At 70.8% G+C, this 14,416-nt stretch carries 11 protein-coding genes; 5 read left to right on the forward strand and 6 right to left on the reverse strand.

Annotation, left to right across the window (positions count from 1 at the left end; genetic code table 11):
• Positions 1-508: 508 nt before the first annotated feature.
• Complete coding sequence (locus tag ACFYPJ_RS01635; RefSeq protein WP_389008778.1) at positions 509-1,042, reverse strand: PAS domain-containing protein; 534 nt, start codon at positions 1,040-1,042, stop codon at positions 509-511.
• Between the two features lie 247 nt (positions 1,043-1,289).
• Here ACFYPJ_RS01635 and ACFYPJ_RS01640 point away from each other — a divergent pair, with 247 nt between their 5' ends.
• From ACFYPJ_RS01640 to ACFYPJ_RS01655, 4 genes are all read left to right on the forward strand, one after another.
• Positions 1,290-2,318, forward strand: a complete 1,029-nt coding sequence (locus ACFYPJ_RS01640; RefSeq protein WP_389008781.1) for a LysR family transcriptional regulator — start codon at positions 1,290-1,292, stop codon at positions 2,316-2,318.
• A 211-nt stretch (positions 2,319-2,529) separates the two neighbouring features.
• Entirely contained in the window at positions 2,530-4,263 is a 1,734-nt protein-coding gene (oxc, locus tag ACFYPJ_RS01645; RefSeq protein ID WP_389008784.1) for an oxalyl-CoA decarboxylase, read from the forward strand.
• Between the two features lie 142 nt (positions 4,264-4,405).
• Positions 4,406-5,662, forward strand: a complete 1,257-nt coding sequence (gene frc / locus ACFYPJ_RS01650; RefSeq protein ID WP_389008787.1) for a formyl-CoA transferase — start codon at positions 4,406-4,408, stop codon at positions 5,660-5,662.
• 142 nt (positions 5,663-5,804) lie between these two features.
• Positions 5,805-6,428, forward strand: coding sequence for a carbonic anhydrase (locus ACFYPJ_RS01655; protein WP_389008790.1), 624 nt, complete (start codon positions 5,805-5,807; stop codon positions 6,426-6,428).
• Between the two features lie 102 nt (positions 6,429-6,530).
• Here ACFYPJ_RS01655 and ACFYPJ_RS01660 read toward each other — a convergent pair whose 3' ends face one another.
• The 5 genes from ACFYPJ_RS01660 to ACFYPJ_RS01680 all read right to left on the reverse strand — a co-directional run bounded on the left by ACFYPJ_RS01660 (position 6,531) and on the right by ACFYPJ_RS01680 (position 12,585).
• Positions 6,531-6,767, reverse strand: coding sequence for a formate dehydrogenase subunit delta (locus ACFYPJ_RS01660; protein ID WP_389008793.1), 237 nt, complete (start codon positions 6,765-6,767; stop codon positions 6,531-6,533).
• Position 6,768: 1 nt separating this feature from the next.
• On the reverse strand, positions 6,769-9,585 hold the full coding sequence (gene fdhF, locus ACFYPJ_RS01665) for a formate dehydrogenase subunit alpha (RefSeq protein WP_389008796.1): 2,817 nt from the start codon (positions 9,583-9,585) through the stop codon (positions 6,769-6,771).
• Positions 9,582-11,150, reverse strand: coding sequence for a formate dehydrogenase beta subunit (locus tag ACFYPJ_RS01670; protein ID WP_389008798.1), 1,569 nt, complete (start codon positions 11,148-11,150; stop codon positions 9,582-9,584). The genes fdhF and ACFYPJ_RS01670 overlap by 4 nt, the downstream gene beginning before the upstream one ends.
• Positions 11,147-11,629: a formate dehydrogenase subunit gamma gene (locus ACFYPJ_RS01675; RefSeq protein ID WP_389008801.1), complete on the reverse strand. Its 483-nt coding sequence runs from the start codon at positions 11,627-11,629 to the stop codon at positions 11,147-11,149. The genes ACFYPJ_RS01670 and ACFYPJ_RS01675 overlap by 4 nt, the downstream gene beginning before the upstream one ends.
• A 197-nt stretch (positions 11,630-11,826) precedes the next feature.
• Complete coding sequence (locus tag ACFYPJ_RS01680; protein ID WP_389008804.1) at positions 11,827-12,585, reverse strand: acyl-CoA dehydrogenase family protein; 759 nt, start codon at positions 12,583-12,585, stop codon at positions 11,827-11,829.
• A 348-nt stretch (positions 12,586-12,933) separates the two neighbouring features.
• Here ACFYPJ_RS01680 and frc (ACFYPJ_RS01685) point away from each other — a divergent pair, with 348 nt between their 5' ends.
• Positions 12,934-14,187 carry a formyl-CoA transferase gene (gene frc / locus ACFYPJ_RS01685; protein ID WP_389010079.1) on the forward strand — a complete coding sequence of 418 codons (1,254 nt, stop codon included), beginning with the start codon at positions 12,934-12,936 and terminating at the stop codon, positions 14,185-14,187.
• The last annotated feature ends 229 nt before the right edge of the window (positions 14,188-14,416 follow it).

The raw sequence follows: 14,416 nt of genomic DNA on the forward strand, positions 1-14,416 counted from the left end.
GCTTGCCGCATGTATCAGCGGTTCTGCGATGCGGATGGAGCACTTCGGAGCAGCACGGTGAAGCAGCACTCTGGAGCGGTGCTTTGGAGCAGCACATTGGAGTAACACGTTGAAGGGGCCGCGTAGCTGATCAGCTGCCCGACTATGCAGTAATTGCGTAATCTGCATAGGTATTTGCAAGAATTCACGCGTAGCTTGCATGATTACGTAGCGGTTTCGAGTTTGTCAAGCCCCTGTCAAAATTACCAGAGGCCCCCGGGTGCGGGCTTCACCGGTGAACCGTTTTCAGTGCGTTGGGTATGTGCCCCTGCTTGTTGGCGCGGCGCGGCGCGGCGTGGCATGCCGCCCCGCCGGGACCGTCCGCCTGTCGACGCGAGCGCGTGCGGGCCCCGGCCCGGGCGGGCGAGGCCGGGAGTCCGGTGGGTTGCCGATCGGGCGGGACCCGCCGGGAGGCACCGGCAGTGCGCGACGGCAGCCCGGCTCTCCTCCCGGACCGACGGGCCTGCCGTCAGGTCTGTGACGCCCCCGCCGCCGCCTCCGGCAGGAGCCGCTCCAGTTCCGCCAGCCGCATGCGCAGCGCCTTCTCCGCGTTGCGCCGCTCCGAGACCTCGCGCATGACCGCCGAGATTCCGACGATCTCGTCGCTCGCGTCGCGCAGCAGCGCCACCGAGAACTCGATCGACAGCCGGTGGCCGTCCCGGTGGGTGGCCGGTACGGCGAGGAGTGTGTCGCCGTACCGGGTCTCACCGGTGGCCATCGTGTTCCGGTAGCCCTTGTCGTGCCGCTCCCGCAGCTTCTCCGGGATGATCAGCGCAAGGTTCTGTCCGACGGCCTCGGCCGCGGTGTGGCCGAACATGCGCTCCGCCCCGCTGTTCCAGACCCGGATGATGCCCTCCGGGTCGGCGACCACGACCGCCTCGGGCGACTCGCGCACGATCGCCTGGGCCAGCCAGGCGTCCGGTTCGCCGGCGCCGGCCGTGCCGGGGCCCGTCCGGGCCGGCGAGGTCTCGTTCCCGGCTACCGCGTTGATGTTGTCGCCCACGGCGGAATCCCTCCTCCTGGTGCACGGCCCGCAGGGCCGCGGTCGCGACGGTACGAGGGGCGCGACTCCCCCTTCTCGTCGAACTCGTCGATCCGGCGCCGTCGGCTCTCGCCGATCGGCACCGTCAACAGTATGGTGCCCCTATCTTGAATAAGGAATACTGCATACAATGTCGGCGGGGTGCTGACGGTGCCTGCCGATCAGCCGGTCCGGCGACCGTCGGCATGAGACGAACAGGAGCCGCTCCATGTTGTTCCGGCAGCTCGAATACTTCGTGGCGGTGGCCAGGGAGAAGCACTTCGCGCGGGCGGCGGACGCCTGCTACGTCTCCCAGCCCGCACTGTCGATCGCCATCGCCAAGCTGGAACGGGAACTGAACGTCACCCTGATCAACCGCGGGCACACCTTCGAGGGCCTCACCCCGGAGGGCGAGCGGCTCGTCGTCTGGGCCAAGCGGATCCTCGCCGAACACGACGCCTTCAAGTCCGAGGTGGCCGTCATGCGCTCGGGCATCACCGGGGTGCTGCGGCTGGGGACGGGACCCACCGTCTCGACGACGACCGCGCTCCCGGTGGCCGCGTTCTGCGCGATGCACCCGCTGGCCAAGGTGAAGGTCTGCTCCCGGCCGTCCTCCGGCGAACTGGTCCGCCAACTCCGCGACTTCGAACTGGACGCCGCCATCGCCCACTTCGGGCCCGGCGACCGGGAGGGCCTGGAGGTGCTGCCGCTGTACGAGGAGCAGTACGTGCTGCTGGCCTCCGGTGAGCACCTGGTGCCCGCGAGCCCCACCGTCACCTGGGCCGAGGCGGCGCAGCTCCCGCTGGCGCTGCTGACGCCCGACATGCGGTTCCGCCAGGTCATCGACGACGCCTTCGAGAGCTGCGGGGCCCTTGCGACCCCCCAGGTCGAGACGGACTCCGTCGCCTCCCTGTGCGCCCACGTCGCCACCGGCGCCTGGGCGAGCGTCGTCCCGCACACCTGGCTGAACGCCATGCCGCTGGCCGGCGGCACCAGGGCCGTCCGGCTGGTCGAACCGGACGCCAGGGCGCAGATATCGGTGGCGATCCACGCGGCGGCCCCCGGTTCGGTCGCGGCCAAGGCGTTCCTCAACGTGGTCGCGGGGCTGTCGCTGGACGACGTCTTCGTACCGGAGCCGGCTGCCCTCGCGGCCGTGCCCGGCCCGCCGGAGGAGGCGTACGGCAGGCAGTCCATGGGCGGTCGCGGGCCGGAGGAGGCCTACGGCAGACAGTCCGTGGGCGTCCGCGGGGCGGGCTGACGATGGCCGCGCCAGAGCGGGGAGAGGCCCCGTCGCACACCGCGGCAGACGGGTGTCCGCGAGCGCCCCGCACCACCGGCCGGACTCCGGCCGCATCGATAAACACCGTTAATCAGCTGGTTGGCAAAAGATCTTGGACGCGTCGGAGCAACGGCGCCGATGGTGAAGCACGGACAACGAACTGGGCGACCCTCTAGGGAGGATCCGGACCATGACGGACACGGTCACACAGGACACGGGGGCGGAGGGCGCCGACGGACCGGCTGCCTTGACCGACGGGATCCATCTGGTCGTCGACGCACTCAAACTCAACGGCGTCGAGAACATCTACGGGGTCGTCGGCATCCCGATCACCGACCTGGCTCGTCTCGCGCAGGCGTCGGGCATCCGCTACATCGGGTTCCGGCACGAGAGCGACGCCGGACACGCCGCGGCGGCGGCAGGCTTCCTCACGCAGAAGCCGGGTATCTGCCTGACGGTGTCCGCGCCGGGCTTCCTCAACGGCCTCGTGGCCCTCGCCAACGCGACCACCAACTGTTTCCCGATGGTGCAGATCTCCGGATCCAGCGAGCGCCACCTCGTCGACCTCCAGCGGGGCGACTACGAGGAGATGGACCAACTCGCGGCGGCCAAACCATTCGTCAAGGCGGCCTACCGGGTGCACCGGGCCGAGGACATCGGCCGTGGCATCGCCCGTGCGCTGCGCACCGCGATCTCCGGCCGTCCGGGCGGCGTCTACCTGGACATCCCGGCCGCGGTGCTGGGCGAGGTCATCGACGCCGAGAAGGGCGCCGCGTCGCTGTGGCGGCTCGTCGACCCGGCGCCGCGGCAACTGCCGCAGCCCGAGGCCGTCGACCGCGCGATCGACCTCCTCGCGGGTGCCGAGCGTCCGCTGATCGTGCTCGGCAAGGGCGCCGCGTACGCCCAGGCCGACGAACTGGTCCGGGAGTTCGTCGAGTCCACGGGCATCCCCTACATCCCGATGTCGATGGCGAAGGGCCTGCTGCCCGACGACCACCCGCAGTCGGCGGCCACCGCCCGGTCGCTCGCGCTGCGCCGGGCCGACGTCGTCGTGCTGGTCGGCGCCCGCCTGAACTGGCTGCTCGGCCACGGCGACGCGCCCCAGTGGAGCCCGGACGCCAAGTTCGTCCAGGTCGACATCGCCGCGACGGAGATGGACAGCAACCAGCCCATCGCGGCCCCGCTCGTCGGCGACGTGGGCTCCGTCCTGGAGGCGCTGATCGAGCGCGGCAAGCCGGGCCGGATCACCGCCCCGGCGCAGTGGCGCGAGGAACTGGCCTTCCGCTCCGCGCAGAACGTCACGAAGATGGCCGGCCGCCTGGAGACCGCCCGGACGGCGCACCCGATGAAGTTCCTGGGCGCGTTGCAGGCCATCCGCGACGTGCTGCACGAGAACCCGCGCGCGTACGTCGTCAACGAGGGCGCCAACGCGCTGGACCTGACCCGCAACACGATCGGCATGCGGGTGCCGCGGCACCGGCTGGACAGCGGCACCTGGGGCGTCATGGGCATCGGCATGGGCTATGCCATCGCCGCCGCCGTCGAGACCGGCGACCCCGTCGTGGCCATCGAGGGCGACAGCGCGTTCGGCTTCAGCGGCATGGAGATCGAGGCGGTGTGCCGCTACAACCTGCCGATCGTCACCCTCGTACTGAACAACAGCGGCGTCTACCGCGGCGACGATCCCTCCGCCACCGACGACCCGGCGCCGACCGCCCTGAAGGCCCGCCACGACCTCATGATCGAGGCGTTCGGCGGCAAGGGCTACCAGGCGACGACTCCCGAGGAGGTCGCCGCCGCTCTGCGCGAGGCCCTGGCCGCCGGCCGTCCGGCGCTCATCGACTGCGTGATCGACCCGACGGACGGCACGGAGAGCGGCAACATCGCGCACCTCAACCCCAAGGGCATCAGCGCAAAGAGCTGAGCCCCGTCCCGGCCACCCGACACCCGTACATCCCCCACCGAGACGATCCGCGATCCGCAATCCAGGATCCGCAATCCAGGATCCGCGACCCACGACCGCGACCCACGACCGCGATCCGCGATCCACGAGAAAGAAAGCGAACATGACTGAGCTGCCCCTCTCCGGGATAAAGGTCATCGACTTCACCGGCGTACAGGCCGGTCCGGCGTGTACGCAGATGCTCGCCTGGCTCGGCGCCGACGTCCTCAAGGTCGAGCGCACCACCGGCGGCGACGTGACGCGCAATCAGCTGCGCGACATCCCCGACGTCGACGCGCTGTACTTCACCATGCTGAACAGCAACAAGCGCTCACTGGCCATCAACACCAAGTCCGCCGAGGGCCGGGAGGTCATGGAGAAGCTGATCCGTGACGCCGACATCCTGGTCGAGAACTTCGCACCGGGCGCCATGGACCGCATGGGCCTGGGCTGGGAGACGCTCCAGGAGTGGAACCCGCGGCTGATCTTCGGGTCGGTCAAGGGCTTCAACGACGACTCGCCGTGGAACGACCTCAAGGTCTACGAGAACGTGGCCCAGTGCGCCGGCGGTGCCGCCTCGACGACCGGTTTCTGGGACGGCCCGCCGACCGTCAGCGGCGCCGCCCTCGGTGACAGCAACACCGGCATGCACCTGCTCATCGGCCTGCTCACGGCGATCATCGACCGGGACAGGACCGGCAAGGGCCAGCGGGTGGCGGTGTCCATGCAGGACGCCGTGCTCAACCTGTCCCGGGTCAAGCTCCGCGACCAGCAGCGCCTGGACCGGGTGGGCTACCTGGAGGAGTACCCGCAGTACCCGAACGGCGAGTTCGGCGAGGCCGTGCCGCGCGGCGGCAACGCGGGCGGCGGCGGCCAGCCCGGCTGGGTGCTGAAGTGCAAGGGGTGGGAGACCGACCCCAACGCGTACATCTACTTCACCATCCAGGAGCAGAACTGGAAGCGGACGGCCGAGGCCATCGGCCGCCCCGAGTGGGTCGACGACCCGGAGTACAGCACCACCAAGGCCCGGCAGAGCCACATCTTCGAGATCTTCGCGGAGATCGAGAAGTGGCTCGCCGACAAGACCAAGTACGAGGCGGTCGACATCCTGCGCAAGTGGGAGGTCCCCTGCGCGCCCGTGATGAGCATGAAGGAGCTGGCGGGCGACGAGGCGCTGCGCCGCAGCGGCACGGTCGTCGAGGTCGAGCAGAAGGGCCGCGGGACGTACCTGACGGTCGGCAGCCCGATCAAGTTCTCCCGTTTCAAGCCCGACGTCCAGGGCGCCCCGCTGCTCGGTGAGCACACCGACGAGGTCCTGCACGAACTGGGCTACGACGCGGGCGCCATCGCCGCGCTGCGCGACAAGCAGGTCATCATCTGAACCCGCTGACGGGGGTGCACCCCGCGTAAGGGAGCCGGCCGGGACCGTCATGGTCCGGCCGGCTCTCTCGTATGGGCGACTCGCGGGTGACTCTCTCCTGCAGCCGTATTGCATACTGTATGGAATCTGTCATCCTGGTTGCATGGCCAACACCCAGACACCCACCGCAGAGCAGGCCCTCGACACCCTCCTGGCGGGCAACCGGCGCTTCGTGGACGGCGACCCGAGGCACCCGAACCAGGACGCCGCCCGCCGGGCCGCCCTGGCGCCCGGTCAGCATCCCTTCGCCGTGGTGTTCGGGTGCTCCGACTCGCGCCTGGCCGCTGAGATCGTCTTCGACCGCGGCCTCGGAGACCTCTTCGTGGTGCGCACCGCCGGCCATGTGCTCGGCCCCGAGGTGCTCGGCAGCATCGAGTACGGCGTGGGCCAACTGGGCTGCCCGCTGGTGGTCGTGCTCGGACACGACGCCTGCGGAGCGGTCCGCGCCGCGCGCACCGCCCTGGAAGAGGGCCAGGCTCCCGGCGGGTACGTACGCGATGTCGTCGAGCGCGTCACCCCCAGCGTGCTGGCCGCGCGCGCGGCCGGGCTGAGCGACGAGTCCGACATCGTGGACGAGCACATCCGCAACACCGTGGACCTGCTGCTGGACCGCTCACCCAGCCTGGCCGGCGGCCCGAACGCGGTCGTCGGCCTCTCCTACCAGCTCGCCGCCGGACGGGTACGGCTGGTCACCAGCCGCGGCCTGGACGGCGCGGCAGCCGCCTGAGCACGCTCGGCCCCCGGACACACCACCGCCTCATCTCCCTTCCGTGCGAAGGAGGATGAGGCGGTGTCATACGTACCGGGTGTGCGTCCGGTCGCGGGCCGGTCAGCCCGCCGCGGACCCCTGCGGCTCCCGCAGCAGCCGCGCCGCCGCGACCACCACCGGATCCAGGCCCTCCGTGCCCGCGTCCACCAGCGCGAACAGCCGGGCGCGCATCCGCGGGTCCCAGAACCGGCCGACATGGCCCGCGACCGCCTCGGCGGCCGTGTCCTCGGGCATGTGCCGGAAGTTCGCGGCGATCTGATTGGCCATCCGCTGCTCGGACGGCACCGCGCCGGCCATCTCAGTCCACCCCCGCGAGCCGGTCGTCCCCGGCGGACTCGGTGGCGTGCCGGCCGAGCGGGTGGGCGAGGCCGACCTGTACGGCCGTCACCTTGTACTCGGGGCAGTTGGTCGCCCAGTCCGAGTTCTCGGTGGTGACCACGTTGGCGCCGGTCACCGGGTGGTGGAACGTCGTGTAGACGACGCCCGGCGGCATCCGGTCGGACACCCGCGCCCGCAGCGTCGTACTGCCCACCCGGCTGGCCAGCGTCACCAGGTCGCCGTCGGTGACACCGCGGTTCTCGGCGTCCAGCGGGTGCAGCTCCAACACGTCCTCGGGGTGCCAGGCCACATTGCCGGTACGGCGGGTCTGCGCCCCGACGTTGTACTGGCTGAGGATCCGGCCCGTGGTCAGCACCAGCGGGAAGCGCGAGGTGGTGCGCTCGTCCGTCGGCACGTAGGCGGTGACGACGAACTTGCCCTTGCCGCGCACGAACGCGTCGACGTGCATCGTCGGTGTGCCCTCGGGCGCCTGCTCGTTGCACGGCCACTGGACGCTGCCGAGCTTGTCCAGCACGTCGAAGGAGACGCCCGTGAAGGTCGGGGTGACCTGGGCGATCTCGTCCATGATCTGGCTCGGGTGGTCGTACGCCATCGGATAGCCCATGGCGGTGGCGATCTCGCAGACGATCTGCCACTCGTGCTTGCCCGTCTTCGGCTTCATCACCGCCCGCACCCGGTTGATGCGGCGCTCGGCGTTGGTGAAGGTGCCGTCCTTCTCCAGGAACGAGGCGCCCGGCAGGAAGACGTGCGCGAACTTGGCCGTCTCGTTCAGGAACAGGTCCTGGACGACGACCAGCTCCATCGCCCCCAGCGCCGCGGAGACGTGCTTCAGGTTCGGGTCCGACTGCGCGATGTCCTCACCGTGCACGAACAGGCCCCGGAACGAACCGTCGATCGCCGCGTCGAACATGTTCGGGATGCGCAGCCCCGGCTCCGGCAGGATGGAACGGCCCCACAGCTGCTCGAACACGGTGCGGACCGCGTCGTCGGAGACATGCCGGTAACCGGTCAGCTCGTGCGGGAAGGAACCCATGTCGCAGGAGCCCTGCACGTTGTTCTGGCCGCGCAGCGGGTTGACGCCGACACCGTCGCGGCCGATGTTGCCGCACGCCATCGCGAGGTTCGCCATTCCCATGACCATCGTGGAGCCCTGGCTGTGCTCGGTCACGCCGAGGCCGTAGTAGATGGCTCCGTTGGGTGCCGTCGCGTACAGCCGGGCGGCGGCCCGCACCTGCTCGGCCGGCACCCCGGTGACGGACTCGGTGGCCTCCGGGCTGTTCTCCGCGAGGGCGACGAACTCGGCCCACTCGGCGAACCCTTCGCACCGTTCGTCGACGAAGGACTCGTCGACGAGCCCTTCGGTGACCACCACGTGCGCCATCGAGTTGATCACGGCGACGTTCGTGCTCGGCCGGAGCTGGAGGTGGTGCGCGGCCTCGACGTGCGGCGAGCGCACCAGGTCGATGCGGCGCGGGTCGACCACGACGAGCTGTGCGCCCTCCCGCAGCCGCCGCTTCATCCGGGAGCCGAACACCGGGTGGCCGTCGGTGGGGTTGGCGCCGATCACCATGATGACGTCGGCCTTCGCCACCGAGCGGAAGTCCTGGGTGCCGGCCGACTCGCCGAAGGTCTGCTTCAGCCCGTACCCGGTGGGGGAGTGGCAGACCCGCGCGCAGGTGTCGACGTTGTTGTTGCCGAAGGCCGCGCGCACCATCTTCTGGACGACGTAGACCTCCTCGTTGGTGCACCGCGAGGAGCTGATGGCGCCGATCGACGCTGGGCCGTACGTGTCCTGGATGGCGCGCATCCTGTCGGCCACGGTCCGGATGGCCTCGTCCCACTCGACCTCGCGCCACGGGTCGGTGGTCTTCTCCCGGACCATGGGCTTGAGCTTGCGGTCGGGGTGGGTGGCGTAGCCGAACGCGAAGCGGCCCTTGACGCAGGAGTGGCCCTCGTTCGCCCCGCCGTCCTTGTACGGCACCATCCGGACCAGTTCGTCGCCGCGCAGCTCGGCCTTGAAGGAGCAGCCGACGCCGCAGTACGCGCAGGTCGTGATCACCGAACGGGACGGCATGCCCAGCTCGACGACCGACCGCTCCTGGAGCGTCGCCGTCGGGCAGGCCTGCACGCAGGCACCGCAGGAGACGCACTCGGAGTCCAGGAACGACTCACCGGCGCCGGCGGAGACCTTGGAGTCGAAGCCGCGGCCCTCGATGGTCAGCGCGAAGGTGCCCTGCACCTCGCCGCAGGCGCGCACGCAGCGGGAGCAGACGATGCACTTGGACGGGTTGAAGTCGAAGTAGGGATTGCTCAGGTCCGGGGCGGCGTCGAGGTGGTTCTCGCCCTCGTAGCCGTAGCGCACCTGGCGCAGCCCGACCACCCCGGCCATGTCCTGCAGTTCGCAGTCGCCGTTGGCCGAACAGGTCAGGCAGTCCAGCGGGTGGTCGGAGATGTACAGCTCCATGGTGCCCTGGCGCAGCTTCTCCACCTTGGGCGTCTGGGTGCGCACCACCATGCCGTCGGCGACCGGGGTGGTGCAGGACGCTGGGGTGCCGCGGCGGCCGTCGATCTCCACCACGCACAGCCGGCAGGAGCCGAACGCCTCGACGCTGTCGGTGGCGCAGAGCTTGGGGATGTCGATGCCTGCCTGCGCGGCCGCGCGCAGCACCGAGGTGCCCTCGGGCACCGTGACGGGCAGCCCGTCGACCTCGACCGAGACGGTCGCCCCGCCGGGCCGCTCCGGGGTGCCGAAGTCGGGTTCCTTGAGGAGTGTCATGCCGTGCCCTCCCTCCTTGCGAGGAAGTCGTCGGAGAAGTGGGTGACGGCGCTGCGTACCGGCAGCGGTGTCAGGCCGCCCATGGCGCACAGCGATCCGTCGGTCATCAGCTCGCAGAGGTCCGCCAGCAGCGCGAGGTTCTCCTCGCGCTCCTCACCGGCCACGATCCGGTCGATCACCTCGACGCCGCGCACCGAACCGATGCGGCAGGGCGTGCACTTGCCGCACGACTCCGCGGCGCAGAACTCCATCGCGAAACGCGCCTGCGCGGCCATGTCCACGCTGTCGTCGAAGACCACGACACCGCCGTGCCCCAGCATGGCGCCCGCCGCGGCGAACGCCTCGTAGTCCATCGGCAGATCGAACTGCGCCTGGGGCAGGTAGGCGCCGAGCGGCCCGCCCACCTGCACCGTGCGCACCGGACGGCCGGTGAGCGTGCCGCCGCCGAAGTCCTCGATCAGCTCGCGCAGGGTGACGCCGAACGCCGTCTCCACGATGCCGCCGCGCGCGATGTTGCCGCCGAGCTGGAAGACCTGCGTGCCGCGCGAACGCTCCACGCCGAGTTCCTGGTACGCCTGTGCGCCCTTGGCGAGGATCACCGGGACGGTGGCGAGGGTGAGGACGTTGTTGACGACCGTCGGCTTGCCGAACAGCCCGGTGATCGCGGGTATGGGCGGCTTGGCGCGCACCATGCCGCGCTTGCCCTCCAGGCTCTCCAGCATGGAGGTCTCCTCGCCGCAGATGTACGCGCCCGCGCCGACCCGCACGTGCAGGTCGAAGGAGAGGCCGGAGCCGAGGATCCGCTCCCCGAGCCAGCCGCGCCCGCGGGCGATCGAGATCGCCGCCCGCATCGTGGCCACCGCGTCCGGGTACTCCGAGCGGATGTAGACGTAGCCCTCGCGGGCGCCGACCGCGTGCGCGGCGATCGTCATGCCCTCGATGAGCATGAACGGGTCGCCCTCCATGACCATGCGGTCCGCGAAGGTGCCGCTGTCGCCCTCGTCGGCGTTGCAGCAGACGAACTTCAGCTCCCCTGCGCAGTCGTGCACGGTCTTCCACTTGATGCCGGCCGGGAAGCCCGCCCCGCCCCGGCCGCGCAGACCGGACTCGGTGACCGCGGTGACCACGTCGGCGGGCGCGAGTTCGAGGGCCCGGCGCAGTCCGGTGAGGCCGCCGTGGCGCTCGTAGTCCTCGGGGCAGAGCGGGTCGGTGATGCCGACCCGGGCGAAGGTGACCCGGTTCTGCCGGACCAGCCACGGCAGTTCGTCGACGACGCCGAGCCGCAGCGGGTGGTCCGCGCCGTCCAGCAGGCCCGCTTCGACGAGGCCCGTGACGTCCTCGGGCGCCACCGGCCCGTAGCCGATCCGGCCCTCGGGCGTGACCACCTCGACCAGCGGCTCCAGCCAGAGCATGCCGCGCGACCCGTTGCGCACCAGCTCCACCGGCCGGTCCTGGCCGGCCGCCGCCGTCCGGATCGCCTCGGCGACCGCGTCCGCGTCGACGGACCGTGCCGCCGAGTCGCCGGGGACGTACACCGTCACGGGGGAGTCCGACGTCCGCGTCATGAGGAGACCGCCTCGTCCAGGATGGAGCGCAGCCGGTGCGCGCTCATGCGTCCGAGCACCTTGCCGTTCACCTCGACGGACGGCCCCAGCGCGCAGTTGCCGAGGCAGAAGACCTGCTCGACGGTGACCGAGCCGTCGGCCCGGGTCTCGCCGAGCGGGACGCCCGCCCGCTCCCGCGCGCAGGACTCCAGCGCGCCCGCGCCGAGCGCCTGGCAGGCTTCGGCCCGGCAGATGCGCACGGTGGTGCGGCCGGCGGGCTCGCTGCGGAAGTCGTGGTAGAAGGAGACCACTCCGTGTACGTCCGCCCGGGAGAGGTTCAGCTCCTGGGCGAGCAGCGGAACGGCCTCCTGCGGTACATGCCCCAGTTCGGCCTGGATGGCGTGCAGTATCGGCAGCAGCGGCCCGCGTTCGCCTCGGTGGGCGGCCACGATCGCGGTGATGGCGGCCTGCGTCGCCACGTCACTGACACTCGTCGTCATGGTTCCTCCCCCTGACCGTCACGCATATGTGAATCCCTTGGCTCGGTCGGATGGATCCAGGGGGTGGTGATCGACGAGCGTGGCCTCCGGCCGTCCTGCTCGTCCGGCATGAGCGCCCCTGTGGTCGTCCTGCAAACTCATCGAATACTGTATGCAGTTGGTGGTGCGCCGTCCACCGTCCGGACCGTGCGGAATGCTCAGCCGGCCGCGTCGGCCGCGTCGGCGGCGACCGGCGCGGTGGCCGCGGGGCGCACGGCCGCCGGGCCCGGCGAGTCCGTGGCGGGCAGCGCGGCCAGCCAGTCCAGGACGGTGCCCAGCACGTCGTCGCCCGCGCCGCCCGACTGCCCGAGCCGCGCGCTCGCAGGGACCAGTACGGGGTCGGCGTGCACGGTCGAGGCGCCGCTGCCCCGCGGTCCGGTGCCGTTGGGCCGGGCCGGTACGTACAGGCCGGGGGCGTCCGCCGGGATCAGCCAGAGGGCCGGCCCGCCGGTGCCGTCGGCCGGGTGCGAGGACCAGACGTAGCTGTCGGCCTCGCCCGCCCCGACGACATCGCGTTTGCGGGCGCGCAGTGCCACCACGTCACCGATGCCGGTCGTCGTCGAACCCGCCGGTGACGCCGTGCCGCCCGGTTCGTGCCGGTCGTCGCCGTCGGCCAGGGCGAGGGTGCTGAGGTGGTGGCCCGCGGCGATCCTTCGGCGCACCCACGGGGTGCCGTGCGCCTCGATGAGGGCGACGGCGGCGTAGTGCGAGCGCAGGACCGCGCCGGTGGCCGGGCAGGCGCGGGACACCTCGGCCACGACCTCGGCGGCCTCCGTGAGTCCGCGGCCGCCGCCGCCCAGCGGGGTGCTGACGGTGAGTCCGAGCAGTCCGGCCTCGCCGAGAGCGGCCACGGCGGCCCGCGGGAACCTGCCGAGCGCGCTGGCCTGTTCGGCGGAGGGCTCGATGGTGCTGCTCAAGGTGCGAAGGAGAGCGGAGCGGTACGGCATGGAGCGGCTCCCTGAAGTCCGGGCGGACGGGGAGCTGCTCGAAGCCTCCCCTCGTCGATTGCATACTGTATGCCACCCCTAAGCGCTTCCGTCAGTGCCCGTCGCGGATGCCTCGCGGATACGGGGCACGCCCGGTCGGGTTCGGTGTACCGGCCTTCTATGCCATTCCTTTGATCGCTCTTGGGGAAAGCCTCAACTTCCGCCCCGGATCCTTTCGATCACACCAGGGCTATGGTCTACGTCACTGCATACAGTATTCACTTTCTGCTGCCACAGCGTCGCGTTCCGCGGCGCACGAGGTGAGGTGACGCGGTGACCATGGCGACCGGCATACCCCCCACTGGCACCAGGGCACTCGACGGCATCCGCGTCCTGGACATGACGCACGTCCAGTCCGGGCCCTCCGCGACCCAGCTGCTCGCCTGGCTCGGCGCGGACGTCGTCAAGCTGGAGGCCCCGACCGGCGACATCACACGCAAACAGCTGCGTGACCTGCCGGACGTCGACTCCCTGTACTTCACGATGCTCAACTGCAACAAGCGGAGCATCACCCTGAACACCAAGACCGGGCGCGGCAAGGAGATCCTGGCCGAGCTGATCCGCCGCAGCGACGTCATGGTCGAGAACTTCGGTCCCGGCGCCGTCGACCGGATGGGGTTCACCTGGGACCGCATCAGGGAGATCAACCCGCGGATCGTCTACGCCTCCATCAAGGGCTTCGGCGAAGGCCCGTACACCGCGTTCAAGGCGTACGAGGTCGTCGCGCAGGCGATGGGCGGGTCGATGGCGACCACCGGCTTCGAGGACGGCCCGCCGCTTGCGACCGGCGCCCAGATCGGTGACTCCGGAACCGGCGTGCACGCCGTGGCGGCCATCCTCGCCGCCCTCCTGCAGCGCGAACGGACCGGCCGCGGCCAGCGGGTCAACGTCGCGATGCAGCACGCCGTGCTCAACCTCTGCCGGGTCAAACTGCGTGACCAGCAGCGCCTCGCCCACGGCCCGCTCGCCGAATACCCGGGCGAGGACTTCGGCGACGAGGTGCCACGCTCCGGCAACGCCTCCGGCGGCGGCCAGCCCGGCTGGGCCGTCAAGTGCGCACCCGGCGGACCCAACGACTACGTCTACGTGATCGTGCAGCCCGTCGGCTGGCGCCCGCTCAGCGAACTGATCGGCCGTCCGGAGCTGGCCGACGACCCGGGGTGGGCCACCCCCGAGGCGCGGCTGCCCAAGCTGGACGCGATGTTCCGGCTGATCGAGGAATGGACGTCCACCCTGTCGAAACGGCAGGTGCTGGAGGAGCTGAACGCGCACGACATCCCGTGCGGGCCGATCCTTTCGACGAAGGAGATCATCGAGGACGCCTCGCTGGTCGCCAACGAGATGGTGGTCACCGTCCCGCACCCCGAGCGCGGCGAGTTCGTCACCGTGGGCAGCCCGCTCAAACTCTCCGACTCACCCGTCGACATCACCGCCTCCCCGCTGCTCGGCGAGCACAACGAGGAGATCTACGTCGGTGAACTCGGCCTGGATGACGAGGAGTTGCACCTGCTCAAGTCGGACGGAGTGATCTGAGCATGGAGCGAAACCGCGGCCACTCGACCGAAGCGGCCCGGCATCCGCCGCTTCTGGCACGGCGACGCGGACCCCCGCGGCGCCGTCCCCCACCCCCAGACCCGCGGACCGGCCCGGCCGGCCCGCGTGACAGGTCCGGTCCGGGCGCCATCGCCCGCGGCCAGACCTCCCCGCACTGCCATGGAGTACCGACCAGGGGGCGCTGGCGAGTCTCTTGAGCAAGGGGATT

The sequence above is a fragment of the Streptomyces sp. NPDC006012 genome, from assembly GCF_042871185.1.
Lineage (GTDB): Bacteria > Actinomycetota > Actinomycetes > Streptomycetales > Streptomycetaceae > Streptomyces.